The sequence below is a fragment of the Pseudoalteromonas sp. NH0006-26 genome (genome assembly GCF_057552415.1).
In genome coordinates this window covers 71863-87048 of the sequence record NZ_BAAJMJ010000007.1, presented here as the reverse complement: position 1 = coordinate 87048, position 15186 = coordinate 71863, and the positions used below count along the sequence as shown (strand labels likewise).

16 protein-coding genes are annotated in these 15186 nt (G+C 39.7%); 9 read left to right on the top strand and 7 right to left on the bottom strand.

Annotated features, from left to right (window positions below; genetic code table 11):
- Positions 1-13: 13 nt before the first annotated feature.
- Complete coding sequence (locus tag AC27JR_RS12005) at positions 14-346, bottom strand: ribonuclease E inhibitor RraB (RefSeq protein ID WP_487173712.1); 333 nt, start codon at positions 344-346, stop codon at positions 14-16.
- Positions 347-562: 216 nt separating this feature from the next.
- On the opposite strand from AC27JR_RS12005, the gene AC27JR_RS12000 reads away from it, so the two are divergent.
- The 3 genes from AC27JR_RS12000 to AC27JR_RS11990 are packed head-to-tail and all read left to right on the top strand — an operon-like array spanning position 563 to position 6887.
- A complete protein-coding gene (locus tag AC27JR_RS12000) occupies positions 563-2290 on the top strand; it encodes an autotransporter assembly complex protein TamA (protein ID WP_487173711.1) in 1728 nt (575 codons plus the stop codon).
- Positions 2290-5961 (top strand): autotransporter assembly complex protein TamB, encoded by a 3672-nt coding sequence (gene tamB, locus AC27JR_RS11995; protein ID WP_487173710.1) that lies wholly within the window; start codon positions 2290-2292, stop codon positions 5959-5961. The genes AC27JR_RS12000 and tamB overlap by 1 nt, the downstream gene beginning before the upstream one ends.
- Before the next feature lie 44 nt (positions 5962-6005).
- Positions 6006-6887: a peptidylprolyl isomerase gene (locus tag AC27JR_RS11990; RefSeq protein ID WP_487173709.1), complete on the top strand. Its 882-nt coding sequence runs from the start codon at positions 6006-6008 to the stop codon at positions 6885-6887.
- Positions 6888-6919: 32 nt separating this feature from the next.
- Here AC27JR_RS11990 and queF read toward each other — a convergent pair whose 3' ends face one another.
- Positions 6920-7765: an NADPH-dependent 7-cyano-7-deazaguanine reductase QueF gene (gene queF / locus AC27JR_RS11985; RefSeq protein WP_487173708.1), complete on the bottom strand. Its 846-nt coding sequence runs from the start codon at positions 7763-7765 to the stop codon at positions 6920-6922.
- A gap of 59 nt (positions 7766-7824) precedes the next feature.
- Here queF and syd point away from each other — a divergent pair, with 59 nt between their 5' ends.
- Positions 7825-8364, top strand: coding sequence for a SecY-interacting protein (gene syd / locus AC27JR_RS11980; RefSeq protein ID WP_487173707.1), 540 nt, complete (start codon positions 7825-7827; stop codon positions 8362-8364).
- A 55-nt stretch (positions 8365-8419) separates the two neighbouring features.
- On the opposite strand, the gene AC27JR_RS11975 is transcribed toward syd, so the two are convergent.
- From AC27JR_RS11975 to AC27JR_RS11965, 3 genes are all read right to left on the bottom strand, one after another.
- Positions 8420-9193 carry a Zn-ribbon-containing protein gene (locus tag AC27JR_RS11975; protein ID WP_487173706.1) on the bottom strand — a complete coding sequence of 258 codons (774 nt, stop codon included), beginning with the start codon at positions 9191-9193 and terminating at the stop codon, positions 8420-8422.
- Positions 9194-9206: 13 nt separating this feature from the next.
- Positions 9207-9476 carry a hypothetical protein gene (locus AC27JR_RS11970; RefSeq protein WP_008109411.1) on the bottom strand — a complete coding sequence of 90 codons (270 nt, stop codon included), beginning with the start codon at positions 9474-9476 and terminating at the stop codon, positions 9207-9209.
- Positions 9477-9580: 104 nt separating this feature from the next.
- Positions 9581-9814 carry a DUF2789 domain-containing protein gene (locus tag AC27JR_RS11965; RefSeq protein WP_010388246.1) on the bottom strand — a complete coding sequence of 78 codons (234 nt, stop codon included), beginning with the start codon at positions 9812-9814 and terminating at the stop codon, positions 9581-9583.
- A gap of 288 nt (positions 9815-10102) precedes the next feature.
- Between AC27JR_RS11965 and AC27JR_RS11960 the strand changes: the two genes are divergently transcribed.
- On the top strand, positions 10103-10753 hold the full coding sequence (locus AC27JR_RS11960) for a GNAT family N-acetyltransferase (protein ID WP_487173705.1): 651 nt from the start codon (positions 10103-10105) through the stop codon (positions 10751-10753).
- A gap of 550 nt (positions 10754-11303) precedes the next feature.
- On the opposite strand, the gene AC27JR_RS11955 is transcribed toward AC27JR_RS11960, so the two are convergent.
- Both AC27JR_RS11955 and AC27JR_RS11950 read right to left on the bottom strand, forming a co-directional pair.
- Entirely contained in the window at positions 11304-11603 is a 300-nt protein-coding gene (locus AC27JR_RS11955; RefSeq protein ID WP_008109417.1) for a DUF3301 domain-containing protein, read from the bottom strand.
- Positions 11604-12632, bottom strand: a complete 1029-nt coding sequence (locus tag AC27JR_RS11950) for a DUF3549 family protein (RefSeq protein ID WP_010388256.1) — start codon at positions 12630-12632, stop codon at positions 11604-11606. It lies immediately after the preceding gene.
- 103 nt (positions 12633-12735) lie between these two features.
- Between AC27JR_RS11950 and AC27JR_RS11945 the strand changes: the two genes are divergently transcribed.
- From AC27JR_RS11945 to AC27JR_RS11930, 4 genes are read left to right on the top strand one after another with little or no spacing between them, the layout of a single operon-like run.
- Positions 12736-13074: a YqcC family protein gene (locus tag AC27JR_RS11945; RefSeq protein ID WP_487173703.1), complete on the top strand. Its 339-nt coding sequence runs from the start codon at positions 12736-12738 to the stop codon at positions 13072-13074.
- Positions 13049-13813 carry a tRNA pseudouridine(65) synthase TruC gene (gene truC / locus AC27JR_RS11940; RefSeq protein ID WP_487173702.1) on the top strand — a complete coding sequence of 255 codons (765 nt, stop codon included), beginning with the start codon at positions 13049-13051 and terminating at the stop codon, positions 13811-13813. Before AC27JR_RS11945 ends, truC begins: the two co-directional genes overlap by 26 nt.
- On the top strand, positions 13813-14262 hold the full coding sequence (locus tag AC27JR_RS11935) for a flavodoxin (RefSeq protein ID WP_076919255.1): 450 nt from the start codon (positions 13813-13815) through the stop codon (positions 14260-14262). The genes truC and AC27JR_RS11935 overlap by 1 nt, the downstream gene beginning before the upstream one ends.
- A 15-nt stretch (positions 14263-14277) precedes the next feature.
- Positions 14278-15153, top strand: coding sequence for a nucleotidyltransferase family protein (locus tag AC27JR_RS11930; RefSeq protein ID WP_487173701.1), 876 nt, complete (start codon positions 14278-14280; stop codon positions 15151-15153).
- The last annotated feature ends 33 nt before the right edge of the window (positions 15154-15186 follow it).

Below are 15186 nucleotides of genomic sequence, written 5' to 3'. Positions count from 1 at the left end.
CATGAAATTAGGGTTATGCTTCTTCTGCGTCTAATCCCCAACCATCGCCATAGCCATTAAAACTGTTCGCTATACTTTCAATGTATTGTTCTGCTTGGCCTAACAAAGCATGCTCTGGAACCATTTGTACATGGGTAATTACTTCCCAAACGCCAGTATCTTTACATTTTTCAACATCAGCAGTTTGCACTAATGCATCGTTTACAATCTCAGTTGCAAATTTTTCGGCATCAGCCTGTTGTTCAAATAAAATGTAAAAATCAATTTGTTGCATTTTACTTAAATCTACACCGGCGGCGGAAATTTCAGCAAGAAGCTGGCCATTATCATCATCAGGAAATTGCATTTAAAACTCATAAAATTAGTGTTTACTCATTAGCGCTATTGTAACCAAAATAAATTATTAAAGCGCAAGAATTTTTAGTTAAGCTCACAACGGTTTAATAGATTCGCTTAGTTTAAGCGCGGATAATGATTAAGTTAATGTTAGGCTCATTATCGCTATGCTATTATTGCCTTGTTAGTTCGTTGTTTTTTATGGGTACATAGTAAGGATGATTACTTGTTAAATCAGTTTTTAAAATCCGTTATTTGTTTTTGCTTATTTGTGAGCTTTTTCGCTATTGCAGCTGACAATACAATTGAAGATTATGAAATAAAAGGAATTAGTGGAGAGTTAAAAAACAACGTTGCTCTTTATTTAAAACCCTTAGTGGGTGAAAAATCAACCCGCTCACTGCGTCGTTACGCTAAAACGCAAGTTGAAGATAGCTTAAAGGCATTAGGTTATTACAGCCCAAGTGTGACTATTGAATTTAATAAAGATGAGCGAGAGCTTGTTGCCACTATTGAGCGCGGCTCTGCAACTCGTATAGAGGCGCTTAATATTAGCGTTAACGGGGAAGCTAAACACGACCCGTCAATTCTGCAAGTAATTGAAAGCATAGGGTTAAAGCAAGGCGATATTTTAAATCATGGAGTATATAGCGCAGCCTATAAAAGAATTGAATCAGTTCTGTTAGAACATGGCTACTTTGATGCTAAATGGCCAGCACGAAAGTTTGAAGTGTCATTAAAAAAGCATAGCGCCGTTATTACCTTTACCATTGAAAGTGGTGTACGTTATCGCTTTGGCGATGTGTTGATTACCAATCAAAGCCCCGCAGAAAAATACATTCGCTCTTTAGCCCCATTTCAACTAGGTGAACATTATAAAGCATCTAAGATTGCTGACTATAACCTAGATTTATCGAGTACTCCTTATTTTACTAGCGTGCGTGTTTACGCTGATATTTCAGCTAGAAAAAACAGCCAAGTACCTATTAAAGTGGACGTATTACATAAGCCCGCTAATAGCTATGAAATTGGTGGCGGGTTTAATACCGAGCTCGGTCCAAAGGTACGGTTTAAGTGGAGTAAACCATGGATCACGGAGCAGGGACACTACCTAGAAAGCAATCTTAATATTGCAAAAAAACAACAAGATATTTCTATGGCGTATACCATTCCGGTTAATGATCCTAATGATGATTTATGGCGCTTATCAGCAGGTTATAAACTTGAGGATGAATTAGCCGACGATATTTACAGTGAAATTTTAACCGCACAACTGCAAAGGCAATGGCTCACCGAACGAAAATGGATTAGAACTGCGTTTATAAGACGTGAGCAAGAAACCTATCGGATTGGCGACGGGGTAGAGCGCACCACAGAAATGTTATTACCAGGTATCAGTTATGCCCGAAAACAATCGAAGGGTGGCACCACCCCTTATTCGGGCGAGCAATGGTCTATATCGGCAGAGTTTGGGCTTGATAGTGTGCTCTCTAGTACCAATATTGTTAGGGTTCAATTACAGCATGCATGGTTGCGCACTTACCTTAATAAGCACCTTGTGTTTTTAAAAGCAAACGTAGGGGCCATGTTAGTTGACGATATTAACAATGTTCCATATTCATTAAGATTTTATGCTGGTGGCGATCAAAGTGTGCGTGGCTTTGCTTATCAATCAATCTCACCAGAAAATGACAATGGCGATCGCATCGGTGGTAAATATTTAATTGCGACGACGGCTGAATATAATTACCAATTTGCCAAAAACTGGCGAGCAGCGTTGTTCGTGGATGGAGGGACCGCAACGAATGATTTTTCTGAGCAATTTGAAGTTGGTGCAGGGTTTGGTTTTCGTTATTTAACGCCTATAGGGCCAATAAGAGTCGATCATGCATGGGGGCTCACTAAAGAAAGTAAAAGCACTCGTTTAAGTATTACCATAGGGCCGGAAATTTAATGTCTGTATTTAAAAAAGTCACGGCAGCACTTAGCACCTTAATTGTTGCTTTATTAGTGACATTGTTTTGTGTTGTTTTTACAGCTCCAGGTAATCAGCTAATTGCTTATAGCGCCAATAAGTTAGTTGACGGCTTAAAAATTGAAATAAAAAATGGGCGTTTTTTATATAATGATGCGTTTAATTTGCGCTTTGAGCGTGACGGTTTATTACTTAATGCCCAGCAGCTTAAACTAGATTTATTTTGGTGGCACTGCGATGGTATGTGTATTGATAACTTAAGTGCTCGGTCTATAACACTAAATTTACCAGCATCGTCATCTAATTCCCCTGATACACCTAGCGAACCGCTGGAACAAATCAGTTTGCCATTTAATATTGCACTTAAGCGTTTATCGGTCACTGAGTTTGTGTTAAATCATCCAAGTGCAAACGTAGTTGTAAATAATCTGGAGATTGCTGCAAAGGCACAAGGTGCTGATATTCAAATTAAAAGCGTGAATATTCCGAGTGTTTTAATCGCGTTAAAAGAGCAACCAGGAGAAAATACAGCCAGTTCTACCCCAATTACTGAGCTGCCAGCATTCCCTAATATCGCATTTATGTCGCCACTCAATATTTATCTAGAACAGTTTAATATTGTGCAGTTCATGGTAAAGCAGGGCGAACAGCAAAATATAATAAATAATATTGCGCTACAAATGAAGCTAATAGGTTCTGAGATTAACGTTGCCTCATTGTCTGCAAATTATCAGCAGTGGCAGCTTAATACAGCACTTAGCGCAAAGCTCAAAGACAGCTTACCTATTAATGGTGATATCAGTCTAAAAGGGCATGGTTATGATGCCAATATGCAAATAGGCGGAGACTTAGAGAAGCTTAATGTTGATATAAAAAGCAATGAATCTTTTCCTTTTCAACTTGCAGCCACGGCTAATCTTAAACAATCAAATTATCCGTTCAGTATTAATGGCGTTGTAGAGCAGTGGATTATTGAAACAGCGAGTAAAGAGTTAAAGGTAACCGACGTAAAATTAACCGCGCAAGGCAGTGCCAACGATTACCAATTAGCATTATTTGGTAATAGTCAGTTAGGTGCGTATCCAAGTGTGAATTTTCACAGCCAAATTAATGGCTCACTGAGCGAAGCAAACTTAAAAACCTTAGCCCTTAAAGCGAATGATAGTCAGGCTACTATCCAAGCGAATGTCGATTGGCAAAATGGGGTTAGTGCTAACTTTAGCGGCGGGCTATCGAGTTTAAAAGCGCAATACCTTACTGACACACTCACTAGCGATATTTCAGGGCAGTTTAAAGGGGCATTTGTTGCCAGTTCAAATAGCTGGCAGTTAAGTATGGATAATACCCAATTAAGCGGGTTACTAAATGATGTACCGCTTAATTTTGTTGCTCAATTTAACTTAAATGATGAACTTAAAGCCACTGTAAATAAATTTAGCCTTAGTAGCGGTACAAACAGATTAACTTTAACAGGTGAAGTTGATCAGCAATGGCAGATTAATGGGGCAATTGCGCTGCAAAGTAATGATGATGCAAAGCTTCCGTTTATTGCTAATGGTAAAGCCGATTTAAGTATACGAGGCGAGCGGTTGACGCCTGCAGTTGATTTAGCGTTAAAGCTAGAGCAGTTTATTTATGACGAAATTAATATTAATAAGTTGGCGTTAAAAGCACAGCTAGACACCGCTACTGATTGGCAAACAGATATTAGCGTTACTCTTGATTCAGCGCGTGTCATGCATCACTTAATTAATAAAGTGAATATAGTTGGTAGTGGTGATAAAACTGATCATCAACTAAGTGCATCTATTGATGCTGATGCTGGGGCAGCTACGTTTGAGCTTAATGGCAAACTAGCCAACGCGAGATGGCAAGGTGAGCTCAGTAACATTAGCATAAGCGATAAAACGCTTAGTTTTGAAAACGCTAAAGATATAGCCGTAACAATAGATTCGAAAACGGGCGACTTTGATGTGAGTGCGCATTGTTGGCAATCAAGTAATAGTAAGTTGTGTATTGATAGGTTAAATCAAACCAGCGAATTGGGTCAGCTTAACGTAAAACTGGCCAAGCTTTCATTGCAAGAACTAAAACACTGGTTACCAGATAATATAAGAACACGTGGTGATGTAGCAGGCGATTTTGCTGTTAATTGGCAAGCTGGCGCACTTAAAAATCTGCGCGCTAATTTAAATTCATCAGGGCTTAACGCGGTACTTATTAACGAAGAGGACCGATTTAAGCTACCTATAGAAACGCTAAACATAAGTGCTTTCTCTGATTCTAAAGTCGGCCAAATCGAAGCTAACTTAGAATCGAGTGTTTTGGGTAAAGTAACAACCAAAGTTGATATTGATGATATTCAAAATAAGCAAATGCTTAACGGTAATATTCAAATTGATAAAATATTATTGTCGGATATACAGCCTTTTTTAAACACTCTCGAGCAGCTTAATGGCGCCATTCGTGGGCAAGTTGCCTTAGCTGGCACACTCAAAGAACCCTTGTTAGAGGGGAATTTAAATATTGAGAATATTAACCTAGAGGGCGAGCAACTGCCTATTGCCCTTAAAAACTCCAATATTAATGTGGTGTTTAATAAATCCACCGCCACTATAAAAGGGGATTTAAATGATCCAGAATGCGGACAGGTAAAATTAACCGGTAATGTTGATTGGCAAGGTGAGCAACCAGCTGTAAACATGAATTTAGTCGGTAGTGAGTTTTTTGTGAGGGCACAACAAGGCGTTGTATTTAAAGTATCGCCTGAGTTAAAAATAAGTTTAGCCGACAACGCACTTAAGCTGGCAGGCGATGTTGTGGTGCCTTATGGGCGAATAGAAATTGAAGAGCTGCCAGAGGGGGCTGTACAGGTTAGTGATGATGAAATTATTCTAGATCAAACTACGCAAAGTACTAAAAAAGCCCCATTTGACTACGATATTGATTTAAAAGTAACAGTTAAAAATGATGTCAGAGTAGCTTCATTCGGACTTGAGTCTAAAGTGGTGGGTGATATGGATATAAAAATGAGCCAAGATTCACCCATTATTGCCATTGGTGAACTTAATTTAATTGAAGGGACTTACTTGGCATTTGGCCAAGACTTGATAATTAGAACCGGGCAAATTGGTTTTAGTGGCGCAATAGATAAACCTCATTTAAATATTAAAGCCATTCGTAACCCAAACAATACCGCCGATGGTGTTATTGCTGGTGTGACTTTAACAGGTAGTGTTGAGCAGCCAAATTTAAAAGTGTTTTCTGAGCCGGGTATGGACCAAGCGCAAGCCTTAGCGTATTTACTTAATGGTCAACCACTAGGAGAGGGCGACAGTTCAACCGATGCGATGTTAGCTCAATTATTACTTTCTCAAGGAGTGAGCAGAAGCGAAAGCTTAGTGTCTAAAGTGGGTGAATCGTTTGGCTTGTCAGATGTGAGCTTAAGCTCTAAAGGCAGTGGCGAGCAAACAAAAGTAGAAATATCAGGTTATCTTGCACCGAGTTTGCAGGTTAAATATAGCGTAGGGGTATTTGAGTCGCTTAGTGAAGTGGCGGTGCGTTATCAGCTTATGTCGAAGTTATATATAGAAATAACCAGTGGCTTGTATCAAAACGTCGACATACTGTATAAATTTAATTGGGATTAATTTTTATCTACCAATACTAATACCAATAATAAAAAGGAAAAGGTATGAAAAAATTTGTAATCACTGTTTTAGCATCGGCTTTGCTCGGGGGATGTGCCCAGCAAAGCACTTTACAATCAGCGCCGGTTAAAAACTTAACCAGTAGCGAGATTATTGCATCTGCAACGGATGAGCAATGGCGATGGGTCAACCCTGAGAACATTTTAAAACTAACGCTACCTACCGGTGCCGCGTATATTGAGCTCAATCCCGCGCTTGCGCCAAAGCACAGTGCTAATATTAAAAAATTGGCACGGCAGGGCTTTTATCAGGGCACTCATATTTATCGTTTTGTGGAAGGGTTTGTTGCTCAAGGTGGTGATAGCACGGGTAAAAAGTTAACTAAAACCAAAAATGGCACAGTACCTGCCGAGTTTTATTTAACCACCAACGAGCCGCTTATGATCACTGAAATGGGTGAAGATGGTTATGCACCAATAACCGGGTTTTTAAATGGTTTTGCGGTGGCGCAAAATGAAACGCGTGATCAAACATGGCAAATTCATTGTCATGGTGTATTTGCTATGGCACGCGACAACGATATAAATAGTGCTAGCACCGAGTTTTTTGTCACCATAGGGCAAGGTCCACGTTATTTAGATAAAAATATCACCGTATTTGGGCGAGTACTTACAGGGATGGCGCATTTTCATCAGCTAGCGCGCACACCTAAAAGTGGTAGCGAGTTTAACCCTATTACAGACTTACAAGTATTAGCCGACGTTAGCAGCGATAACAGCCGATTTAAAGTAATGAAAACAGACTCAGATGCATTTAAACAGTTAATTTCAGCTCGAGGTAGTCGTAGCGAGGAGTGGTTTGCGTATAGCCATAATTACATTGATGTGTGTGGAATGCCTGTGCCAACTAAGCAACTTAACGATTAAAAAAGGAGCCTAAGGCTCCTTTTTTGTTTAGCTTATTGACGGTTTATCTTTACCGCAAAAGGGGTATCGTTATGATGAGTTGAGCGATATGGATTAATATCAAGGCCGCCACGACGCGTATAGCGCGCATACACTTCAAGCTCTTTAATATTCAACTGAGTGGTTAAGTCGCTGTAAATACGCTCCACACATTGCTCATGGAACTCATTATGGGTCCTGAACGAAATTAAATAGCGTAATAATGACTCACGACACACTTGCTCACCAGTATAACGAATAATAATGCTGGCCCAATCCGGCTGTGAAGTAATTAAACAGTTCGATTTAAGCAAGTGACTATGCAAGGTTTCGCTAACCACTTTATCGCTTTGTGATTTTAGAGAATGTGCATCAATATGGTAGTTATCTATTTCAATATCCAACTCATCAATACACTCACCAGGAAGCGGTGTACAAGGAATACAATTGTAGTCGTCAGCGCTGTATAAGGTCACTTTTACCGGGCTATTTACCGCATTGGATAAGTCATCAATTAAATGTTGTTTAACAATGTCAATACTGCCAAAGCGACTTTGATTGAAGCTGTTTAAATAAAGCTTAAACGACTTTGACTCTATTATATGACTACTTTGGCATTCGAAAGTAAATAGCGCCACTGCCACTTGCGGTTTGCCTTTGGTATTTAACCAAGACAGTTCATAACCTGTCCAAATATCTTGGCCTTTGAATGGTAATGCGGCCTCATCAATACTCAATGCGTCGCGATTAAGCTTGCGAGCAATAGGAAAAAGCAAGTTGGGCGTGTATTGATCTACATACTCAGTAGATTGACCAAGTACGCTGCCTTTAAGATCGGGAGAATTGCTGTAATCTGTCATGTTTGCTCTTAAATAGTTACAATGGGAACATTATATCTAAATTAAATGAGTTTCACAGTATGTCTGTTGCAATGCAATTAGCCCAACTTCACCAACGCTTTAGTGAAAAAACCATCAAAAATACACAAAAGCAGCCACTCATTGCCCACGATGAGCAATGGCCAAGCCCTTGTGAAATAGGCACAGCCGATGAGAGCGGTATGATCCAATGGCAAGCGGTAGTGAGGGAGCCTGTAGGTTCACTCACTAACCTCGCTAACGCATTAGAGCTTGAATTTCCTGATGAACTTAGCCAGTTTTACGGCCATATGTTTGCTGGCAGTATTTTAGCCAGCGTTGATGGTCATCAAGTGGAATTATTACAAGCGTGGAATGAGGATGACTTTGACTTACTGCAACAAAATATCACGGGTCATGTTTTAATGAAGCGAAAGCTAAAGCAAGCGCCGAGCGTTTTTATTGGTTTAACTGATCAAGATGATTTACTTGTTACGGTATTAGTGGAAACAGGGGAAGTGTGCTTAGAATATGTAGGTAAAAAGCCACATCATGTACTCGCCAAAAACCTCAGTGAATTTATAGCGTCGTTGGCAGTATAATTATAAGGTAATTTTAAGGTGTGATGTTTTAGACATAGCACCTTAAGCATGGGATTTATTGAAAATCCCATGAAATATTAGACACTAAACCACACGGCTCGCACCTAAAATCAAATAATCCAAACCACGGCTCAGGTAATTTCCATTCACCTTGGCAACTTGGGCATTTTCGCTCAAGCTCTGAGGCTTTATCAACCCCACCTACACGGTATAAGTAATAGTAAACAGGCTTTTTAGTTAAAAAGCTGATGCGTTTGCTAATGTCTTTACCTCGGCGATACAAATCACTTTGTGTGCTGGCTATTTCCTCTAACGCAGGAAATTCACAGCGAGTTGCACCATTAATTTGAATTTGATCGCATGCTTGCCAATCTTCTTGCCATTTAATCAGGGTTTTATAATCGCCATTGGCAATTGCCGGAATATTAAATAGCGGAACGGGTAAAAAATCATCGCCACAATACAGTGGGCTGCAAGTATGCACATAAGTAGTATATAAAATATAGCTTGAGGGCTCTTTACAGCCATCGGCTCCATTTGAATGAATGTCTTGACCTATTATTTTCACTTTAGGTGCTAACAAGCCTGCATCATGTAGCTTTTCAACACTGTGTTTTACAAATGCACTGTTGTTAAGTGGGTGCATAGCATCCTCGGTCGGACACATAACGCGTGTTATAAAAAAGCCATCTTTCAAAACCGTCGGAAATTCTTCTCCAATGATTTGGCCATTAAAACGTAATGCATTTACCAAGCGATTTATTGCTTGCTCGGCTTGCTCTAAGGTGGTGTCTTGGTAGCAGTCAAATGTTAAATCAACAACAAACATTTATAGTCTCAAATTATTTTGGCGCGAGTAATGTCAGTAATTGATCTAACTTTTGCTCAATTCTATCTAATTGAGAGTTGTTCTGATCTTCATTACTGACACTTTGCTTTGGGGTTTTCATTAAATTATAAATTGAATCAGGATTATTCTTATATTGACTCACCGCAGCAATAATAACCGGCATTGGGGTCGGTGTTGTTAAACGACTTTTAGTTAGTGCAACAGTGGGAACTTTGCCTTCATCAAGAAGGACTTTAATAGCTTCAAATACAGCAGCATTCATTCAATTATAACTCTTTTATAAAGTAAGCTCGCAACATAGGCGCTGCGAGCGGGTATGGTATCAATAAAGTGGCTAAGGCACATTAAAATGCGCCATAAAATTAATTATTTTTGACGAAGACGTACGTCTAATTCATCAATTACTTCACTCCAATCGCCATCAACCGCTAGTGATTCGGCAATGAAATGTTGTTGGGCTTCATCCCAAAAGGGAGCATCTTGCAACAAGGTTGTATCGGCAATGGAGTGCGAGGCAATAAATGCATCTATTTGCGCATCCGAATCCGGCAGTCCTAGTTGGGCGAACAAGGTATTAATTGTATGTTTTGTTGTATCCATAATAATGCTCCTAAATGAATTAATATGTATTAACTCTAGGGGGGAATGGTATATCTAGCCAGTTTAACCCTTACTGAATTTACGCTTTATTTATTCAGTAGTAAGTCGCTAAAGCATGATCTGACTCAATGCAGTGGATGAGCGTACTAACTAAAATGTAAATTCGCTTATTTGTCTCACTTAGGTATATAGTTATATAAGCATTTGGTCATCGTTGTAGTTCAAAATTAATCCCAAACAAGTTACGCGGCGTAATGACAACGGGTATAAAATAATAAAGGAAATAAAATGACAGCCACAGCAGAATCGACAGACGCCTTTAGTGTTCAGCATATTGCACCAGAGGATATAAGCACAGCAGCCAGCCTAATTTATCAGGCATACCAAAACGATCCTATTTTACAAACTCTGCTAGGGTATAACGAAGACAACCCGCTCGATTATGAAAAAAAATTACGTGCACTTATCCGTGAGGAACTCAGTAGCTTTTGGCAAGAGAAGCAGCCTTTAATTGGCCTTTACCGCAATGATAAATTAAAAGCGGTTGCCTGTGTATTTGAGTCAAATAGCCAATTACAAGCTGAGCGTTATTGGCATTGGCGATTAAAGCTGATGCTAAGTGCGGGTTATTTGCAAACGAATCAATTAATTGAAAAAGAAAAAACCATTCGTGACGCACTAAAGCCGCAAGGGAATTATTACTTTTTAGCATTTATTGCAGTTGATCCACACTTTCACGGGCAAGGGTTTGGTCGCACCTTACTAAAGGGTTTAGATGGCTTAATACACGATAATCCTGAGTCTTCTGGTATGGCGGTATTTGTGACTCGCGACGAGCATACGCAATTTTTTAAATCTCAGGGTTTTGAGCACTTTAAACAACTTTCATTTAACCAAGTTAAGGGTGAATTACTATTTAAAGTTGCTAATGCTCAATAAAGGTAGTTGTTCATAATAGCGCATCTGTAAGCCTATGTTCCAAATCGGGCACACTAGTGTGAGATATATCCTACATTAGTGTGCTCTTTGTCAGTTTAAATCCATTATTTATCCGTTTATAAGCATCAAGCTTTTGTTATTTATAGTTATTTTTATTTTTTCAATTTTGTGACATTAAATTTTTTAGTTTTCCTCACTATTATACCCAGCCGTTTGGTTTAAACTTTACTTTGTCAAGACGACATAGCTCAATGACTGAGCTAATGCCATGGATATGGAATCAGGCAGCATAGTAGTGACTAGCAGGAAGCGCAAAGGACAAGTTAACACGGATGCAAGGATGAAACAGGAAGTACATGGAGTACTAAAATAGCTAGGAGCTATTTAAAGGATGACGATGCGATAGGATATTGCAGGATGCAATGGAGGGCTAACACGGTAGTTTGCTCGTTCAGTGGATGATAAACAAGGATCAGGTAAAGGATACCTTACAGGATGTTGGCAATTAGGGCGTAACTGAGGTTACGCCTTGGTTTTTTGTTTACAAAAATTATATCTTATGTGGTGGCACGACCACACTTTTTAGCTTTTCATCTTCCATGATTAACACTCCCTGATAAGCATTTTCACCATCGCTTGAAAATTCAAAAATAAATTCGCTTTTCATGCCCGGTTTACCACTTTTTAAAATGCCAAACCGACGCTTGCTACAAGCCACACTCATTAGTTGTACCTGCAATTGCTCACTTTGGCGTTTGGCATGAACGTTCGCTGCTTCGGCTATTTTACGATTTAGCCAAAAAAAATAAATTACAGCCCCAATAAGTATGAACGTCCATAAACTAGCCATTTAAGAGAATAACCTTCCAATTGCGCGAGCTAACGTCTCGCTTCTGTTTTCTTTACGTAGTAATGCTAATAAATGTGGGCGAATAGTTGGAATTGCAACTAAATCTGCAAAAATGCTGGGAAATAACTCAGCTATTTTCTCATGATGCGCACAGTTATCCATAAATACATGCAAACGCTGTGGCTCTTCTAATTGTTTAAAGCAGCGACCTGCAATAGTTAATAAAATGTCTGAGTCTTGCCCAAGCGTAGATTCTAAAGCGCAGTCAACCAGTTGTGCGCTAAGCCCTGTTGCTTGCCCTGATGATATGGCGCGAAGCGCGGCAGAAGCCGTAACCACATCATTATTCTTAAGAGCGGTTTGTCCATAACTTAACATTAACTCACTTAACGTGGGTGGTATTTCGATGTGTTCAAGCATTGCGCTTAATGGTTGTAATACTTCAACAGGTAAATTAGGCCACGCAGCGTGTAAGTGTTTTAAGTTATCAGCACTGTTGAGGCGATAAGCAAAATCAGCAATGCCTTGTAGCGCCACACTTTGCCAATTATCAAAACCAATCTGGCCACTAAAATAAAGCTGGGCATGCTCATAATACTGTGAGGCTGGTTGTTTTAATAACACTTTAACTTGTGCATTAAACGCTGCTAATTTATTTGCGTTAGGAGTAAATACGTACGGGTTATTATCGAGTTTGCCATCGGCTTGCTCGCCGGTTATTTCTGTTCCTAGTGCTTGAATTACCATATCTGCAAAATGGTCGCGGCTGGCACTAACGAGTTTACTTTGTTCATCAAGTGGGAATTTTAAAAACCACACATAGGGTTCTTTGCTAGCTTTACTATCCCAAAATTGAATCGCTAGCCATGCATGGCCTGCTAATGGGTAAGGGTAAGGAACTTGTGCTTGTTCAACAGCTAAAAATTGTTGTTTATCAAGCTTGGTAATATGCCTGCCAATATCAAAAGCACGCCATTGAGTTCCTGCACCGTCTAAAAGCTGGCCTAATGTGGCTATATGTTCACTCATGAATTTCCAACTGTTTTTACTACAAAATTACGCTAATTATACGCCATAGCGACTGTTGAGGGAACAGGGTATAATTGTGCAATATACAAAGTAAAGGGTGATTATGACTGAGCAAACCCAACTCTATTTAACACAATTAACGGCGCTACTTAAAAAGCATAAGCTTTGGCAAAATGAACCGATTGACCCTGCATTGTTGCATTCAAGCGTCCCTTTTTGCCATGATACGCTTACATTTGAACAGTGGTTACAGTTTGTCTTTATAGAAAAAATTCAGCAGATTATTACAATGAAACAAGCGTTGCCACGTAATTTTGCAATTGCTCCTATGGCGCAAATGACACTCACTGATAAATCCGGTAGCGAAGAGATTATTTCTTTGTTGACGCAAATAGATTCATTGCTAGGAGAGTCTGATGACAGAACGTCCAGCGCCAGTTAAATATGATGAATTGAACATTCTCTATCAAGATGAGCATTATGTAGCGATTGATAAACCATCAGGCTTACTTGTTCATCGCTCTTTCTTAGATAAGCATGAAACTCAATTTGCAATGCAAATGCTGCGCGACCAACTCGGTCAGCATGTGTTTCCTGTGCATCGCCTTGATAGGCCGACATCGGGTGTGTTGCTGTTTGCTTTAAGCTCAGAAGCCGCGCGTGATATGAATCAGTTGTTTATTGAGGGTACGATTGCAAAGCGTTATTTAGCTTTAGTACGCGGATTTGCGCCTGAATCTGTTTTTTTAGATAAGCCGTTAAAAGAAGAGCTAGACAAAATCGCTGATAAATTTGCCGATCAGGATAAGGCTGCCCAAGAAGCACAAACACAGTTTAACTGTTTGCATCAAGCTGCATTGCCTATCCCCATAGGAAAATACCCAACTGTTAGGTATTCTTTGGTAGAGTGTTTCCCTAAAACAGGGCGTAAACATCAAATTCGCCGCCATTTAAAGCATTTGTCATTACCGATAATTGGCGACGTTAATCATGGTGATAACCAGCACAATCAGTTTTTTAGAGAACACTTTTCTCTTAGAAGATTAATGTTATTTGCTACAGAACTGCGTTTTGTTCATCCTTATAGTAATGAATCTATAATAATTAAAGCGCCACTAGGTGATGCAATGTTGAGTATTTGCAAACAGTTAGGGTGGCCAAGTGAAGAAAAGGATTATTAATGGCACATATTAGTATTTTTGTAGGCAGCGTGTATGGTGGTGCTGAACGTTTAAGTGAGCAAATGAGCGATACCATTGAGCAAGCCGGCCATCAGGTAAGCGTATTCGCAGAGCCAAATTTAGAAGATATAAAAAATGCATCGCATATTTTAATTGTTACCTCAACAACAGGCCAAGGTGATATACCCGCTAACTTGGCAGAGCTTTATAATCAGCTTAACAGCACCTTTCCAATGTTAACTAATAAGCCATTTGGCATCGTGGCTATGGGTGATAGAAGTTACGGTGATACGTTTTGCGGTGCAGGGCGTAGTTTTGATGAATTACTACGTGACTTACAAGCTAAACCTGTTGGTAATCGATTAGAAATTGATGCCTGTGAAGATTTTGAGCCTTGGCCTGTCACCGAGCCTTGGTTACAAACTTGGCTTGGTAAATTACCCTCTTAAATGCGCAGTCTCTAAATGAAAAAACATCAACTGAGTTTGATTGTACTTGCGGGTGGCTTAGGTAGTCGCTTTGGTGGCAATAAACAAATTGCAGAGATTCCAGGGCTAAATTGCACTATTATGGAGCTGAGTATTATTGATGCGCATCACGCTGGAGTGACGCAGGTGGTGCTGATCATAAACCAAGCGGTACGTAGTGAAATAGAGCGTACTATTTTGCCCCGATTACCTAGTGATCTTGATGTGGTGCTGGTGGAGCAACATATTGAACAGGTGCCCGAACAATTTAAAGCAACACTTTGCCAGCGAGTAAAGCCTTGGGGCACAGGTCATGCTCTGTTGTGTGCCAAAGCCCACATTAATAACCCCGCTATTGTGATCACTGCAGACGATTATTATGGCGCGTCTTCATTTTTATTGCTTAGTGAGCATTTCAAAAAAAGCGCTGAATGGGCAATGGTAGGGTATCCGATTATTGATACTCTTTCTGAGCACGGTGGTGTAAATCGTGGGGTATGTAATATTGCGAATGGAAAGCTTGTTGCCGTAACCGAGTATTTGAATATTCAACAAGAGTCTGAGCATATTTTTGGCGATAACCCACAGGGTTTACGTGAAAAAGTTAGCCCAAATGCGCTTGGCTCTATGAGCTTTTGGGGGATAACCCCTTGCTTGTTTGATTATTTGGAGCAAGACTTTACAGCGTTTTTAGCACAATACAATACGGCTACACAGCAAGAATATTTTTTGCCTAACCAAATTGAACAGGTAATAAAAACCAATGCACAAACTGTTTTTATTTATACCGCCCGCGAGTCTTGGTATGGTGTGACCTATAAAGCAGAGCTTGTGAATATTGCTGCACACTTACGTGCATTACGCCAAGTATAAACGTCCCTAATTATCCTCGTTTGAGTCCAAAGA

Bases quoted from the DNA above. Each gene is read 5' to 3' on its own strand.
- AC27JR_RS11950 (WP_010388256.1), bottom strand. From the start codon at position 12,632: ATGAGTGAACATATAGCCACATTAGGCCAGCTTTTAGACGGTGCAGGA.
- AC27JR_RS11955 (WP_008109417.1), bottom strand. From the start codon at position 11,603: ATGGCTAGTTTATGGACGTTCATACTTATTGGGGCTGTAATTTATTTT.
- AC27JR_RS12005 (WP_487173712.1), bottom strand. From the start codon at position 346: ATGCAATTTCCTGATGATGATAATGGCCAGCTTCTTGCTGAAATTTCC.
- AC27JR_RS11935 (WP_076919255.1), top strand. From the start codon at position 13,813: ATGGCACATATTAGTATTTTTGTAGGCAGCGTGTATGGTGGTGCTGAA.
- AC27JR_RS11965 (WP_010388246.1), bottom strand. From the start codon at position 9,814: ATGGATACAACAAAACATACAATTAATACCTTGTTCGCCCAACTAGGA.
- AC27JR_RS11975 (WP_487173706.1), bottom strand. From the start codon at position 9,193: ATGTTTGTTGTTGATTTAACATTTGACTGCTACCAAGACACCACCTTA.
- tamB (WP_487173710.1), top strand. From the start codon at position 2,290: ATGTCTGTATTTAAAAAAGTCACGGCAGCACTTAGCACCTTAATTGTT.
- AC27JR_RS11930 (WP_487173701.1), top strand. From the start codon at position 14,278: ATGAAAAAACATCAACTGAGTTTGATTGTACTTGCGGGTGGCTTAGGT.
- AC27JR_RS11960 (WP_487173705.1), top strand. From the start codon at position 10,103: ATGACAGCCACAGCAGAATCGACAGACGCCTTTAGTGTTCAGCATATT.
- queF (WP_487173708.1), bottom strand. From the start codon at position 7,765: ATGACAGATTACAGCAATTCTCCCGATCTTAAAGGCAGCGTACTTGGT.
- syd (WP_487173707.1), top strand. From the start codon at position 7,825: ATGTCTGTTGCAATGCAATTAGCCCAACTTCACCAACGCTTTAGTGAA.
- AC27JR_RS11990 (WP_487173709.1), top strand. From the start codon at position 6,006: ATGAAAAAATTTGTAATCACTGTTTTAGCATCGGCTTTGCTCGGGGGA.
- truC (WP_487173702.1), top strand. From the start codon at position 13,049: ATGACAGAACGTCCAGCGCCAGTTAAATATGATGAATTGAACATTCTC.
- AC27JR_RS11945 (WP_487173703.1), top strand. From the start codon at position 12,736: ATGACTGAGCAAACCCAACTCTATTTAACACAATTAACGGCGCTACTT.
- AC27JR_RS11970 (WP_008109411.1), bottom strand. From the start codon at position 9,476: ATGAATGCTGCTGTATTTGAAGCTATTAAAGTCCTTCTTGATGAAGGC.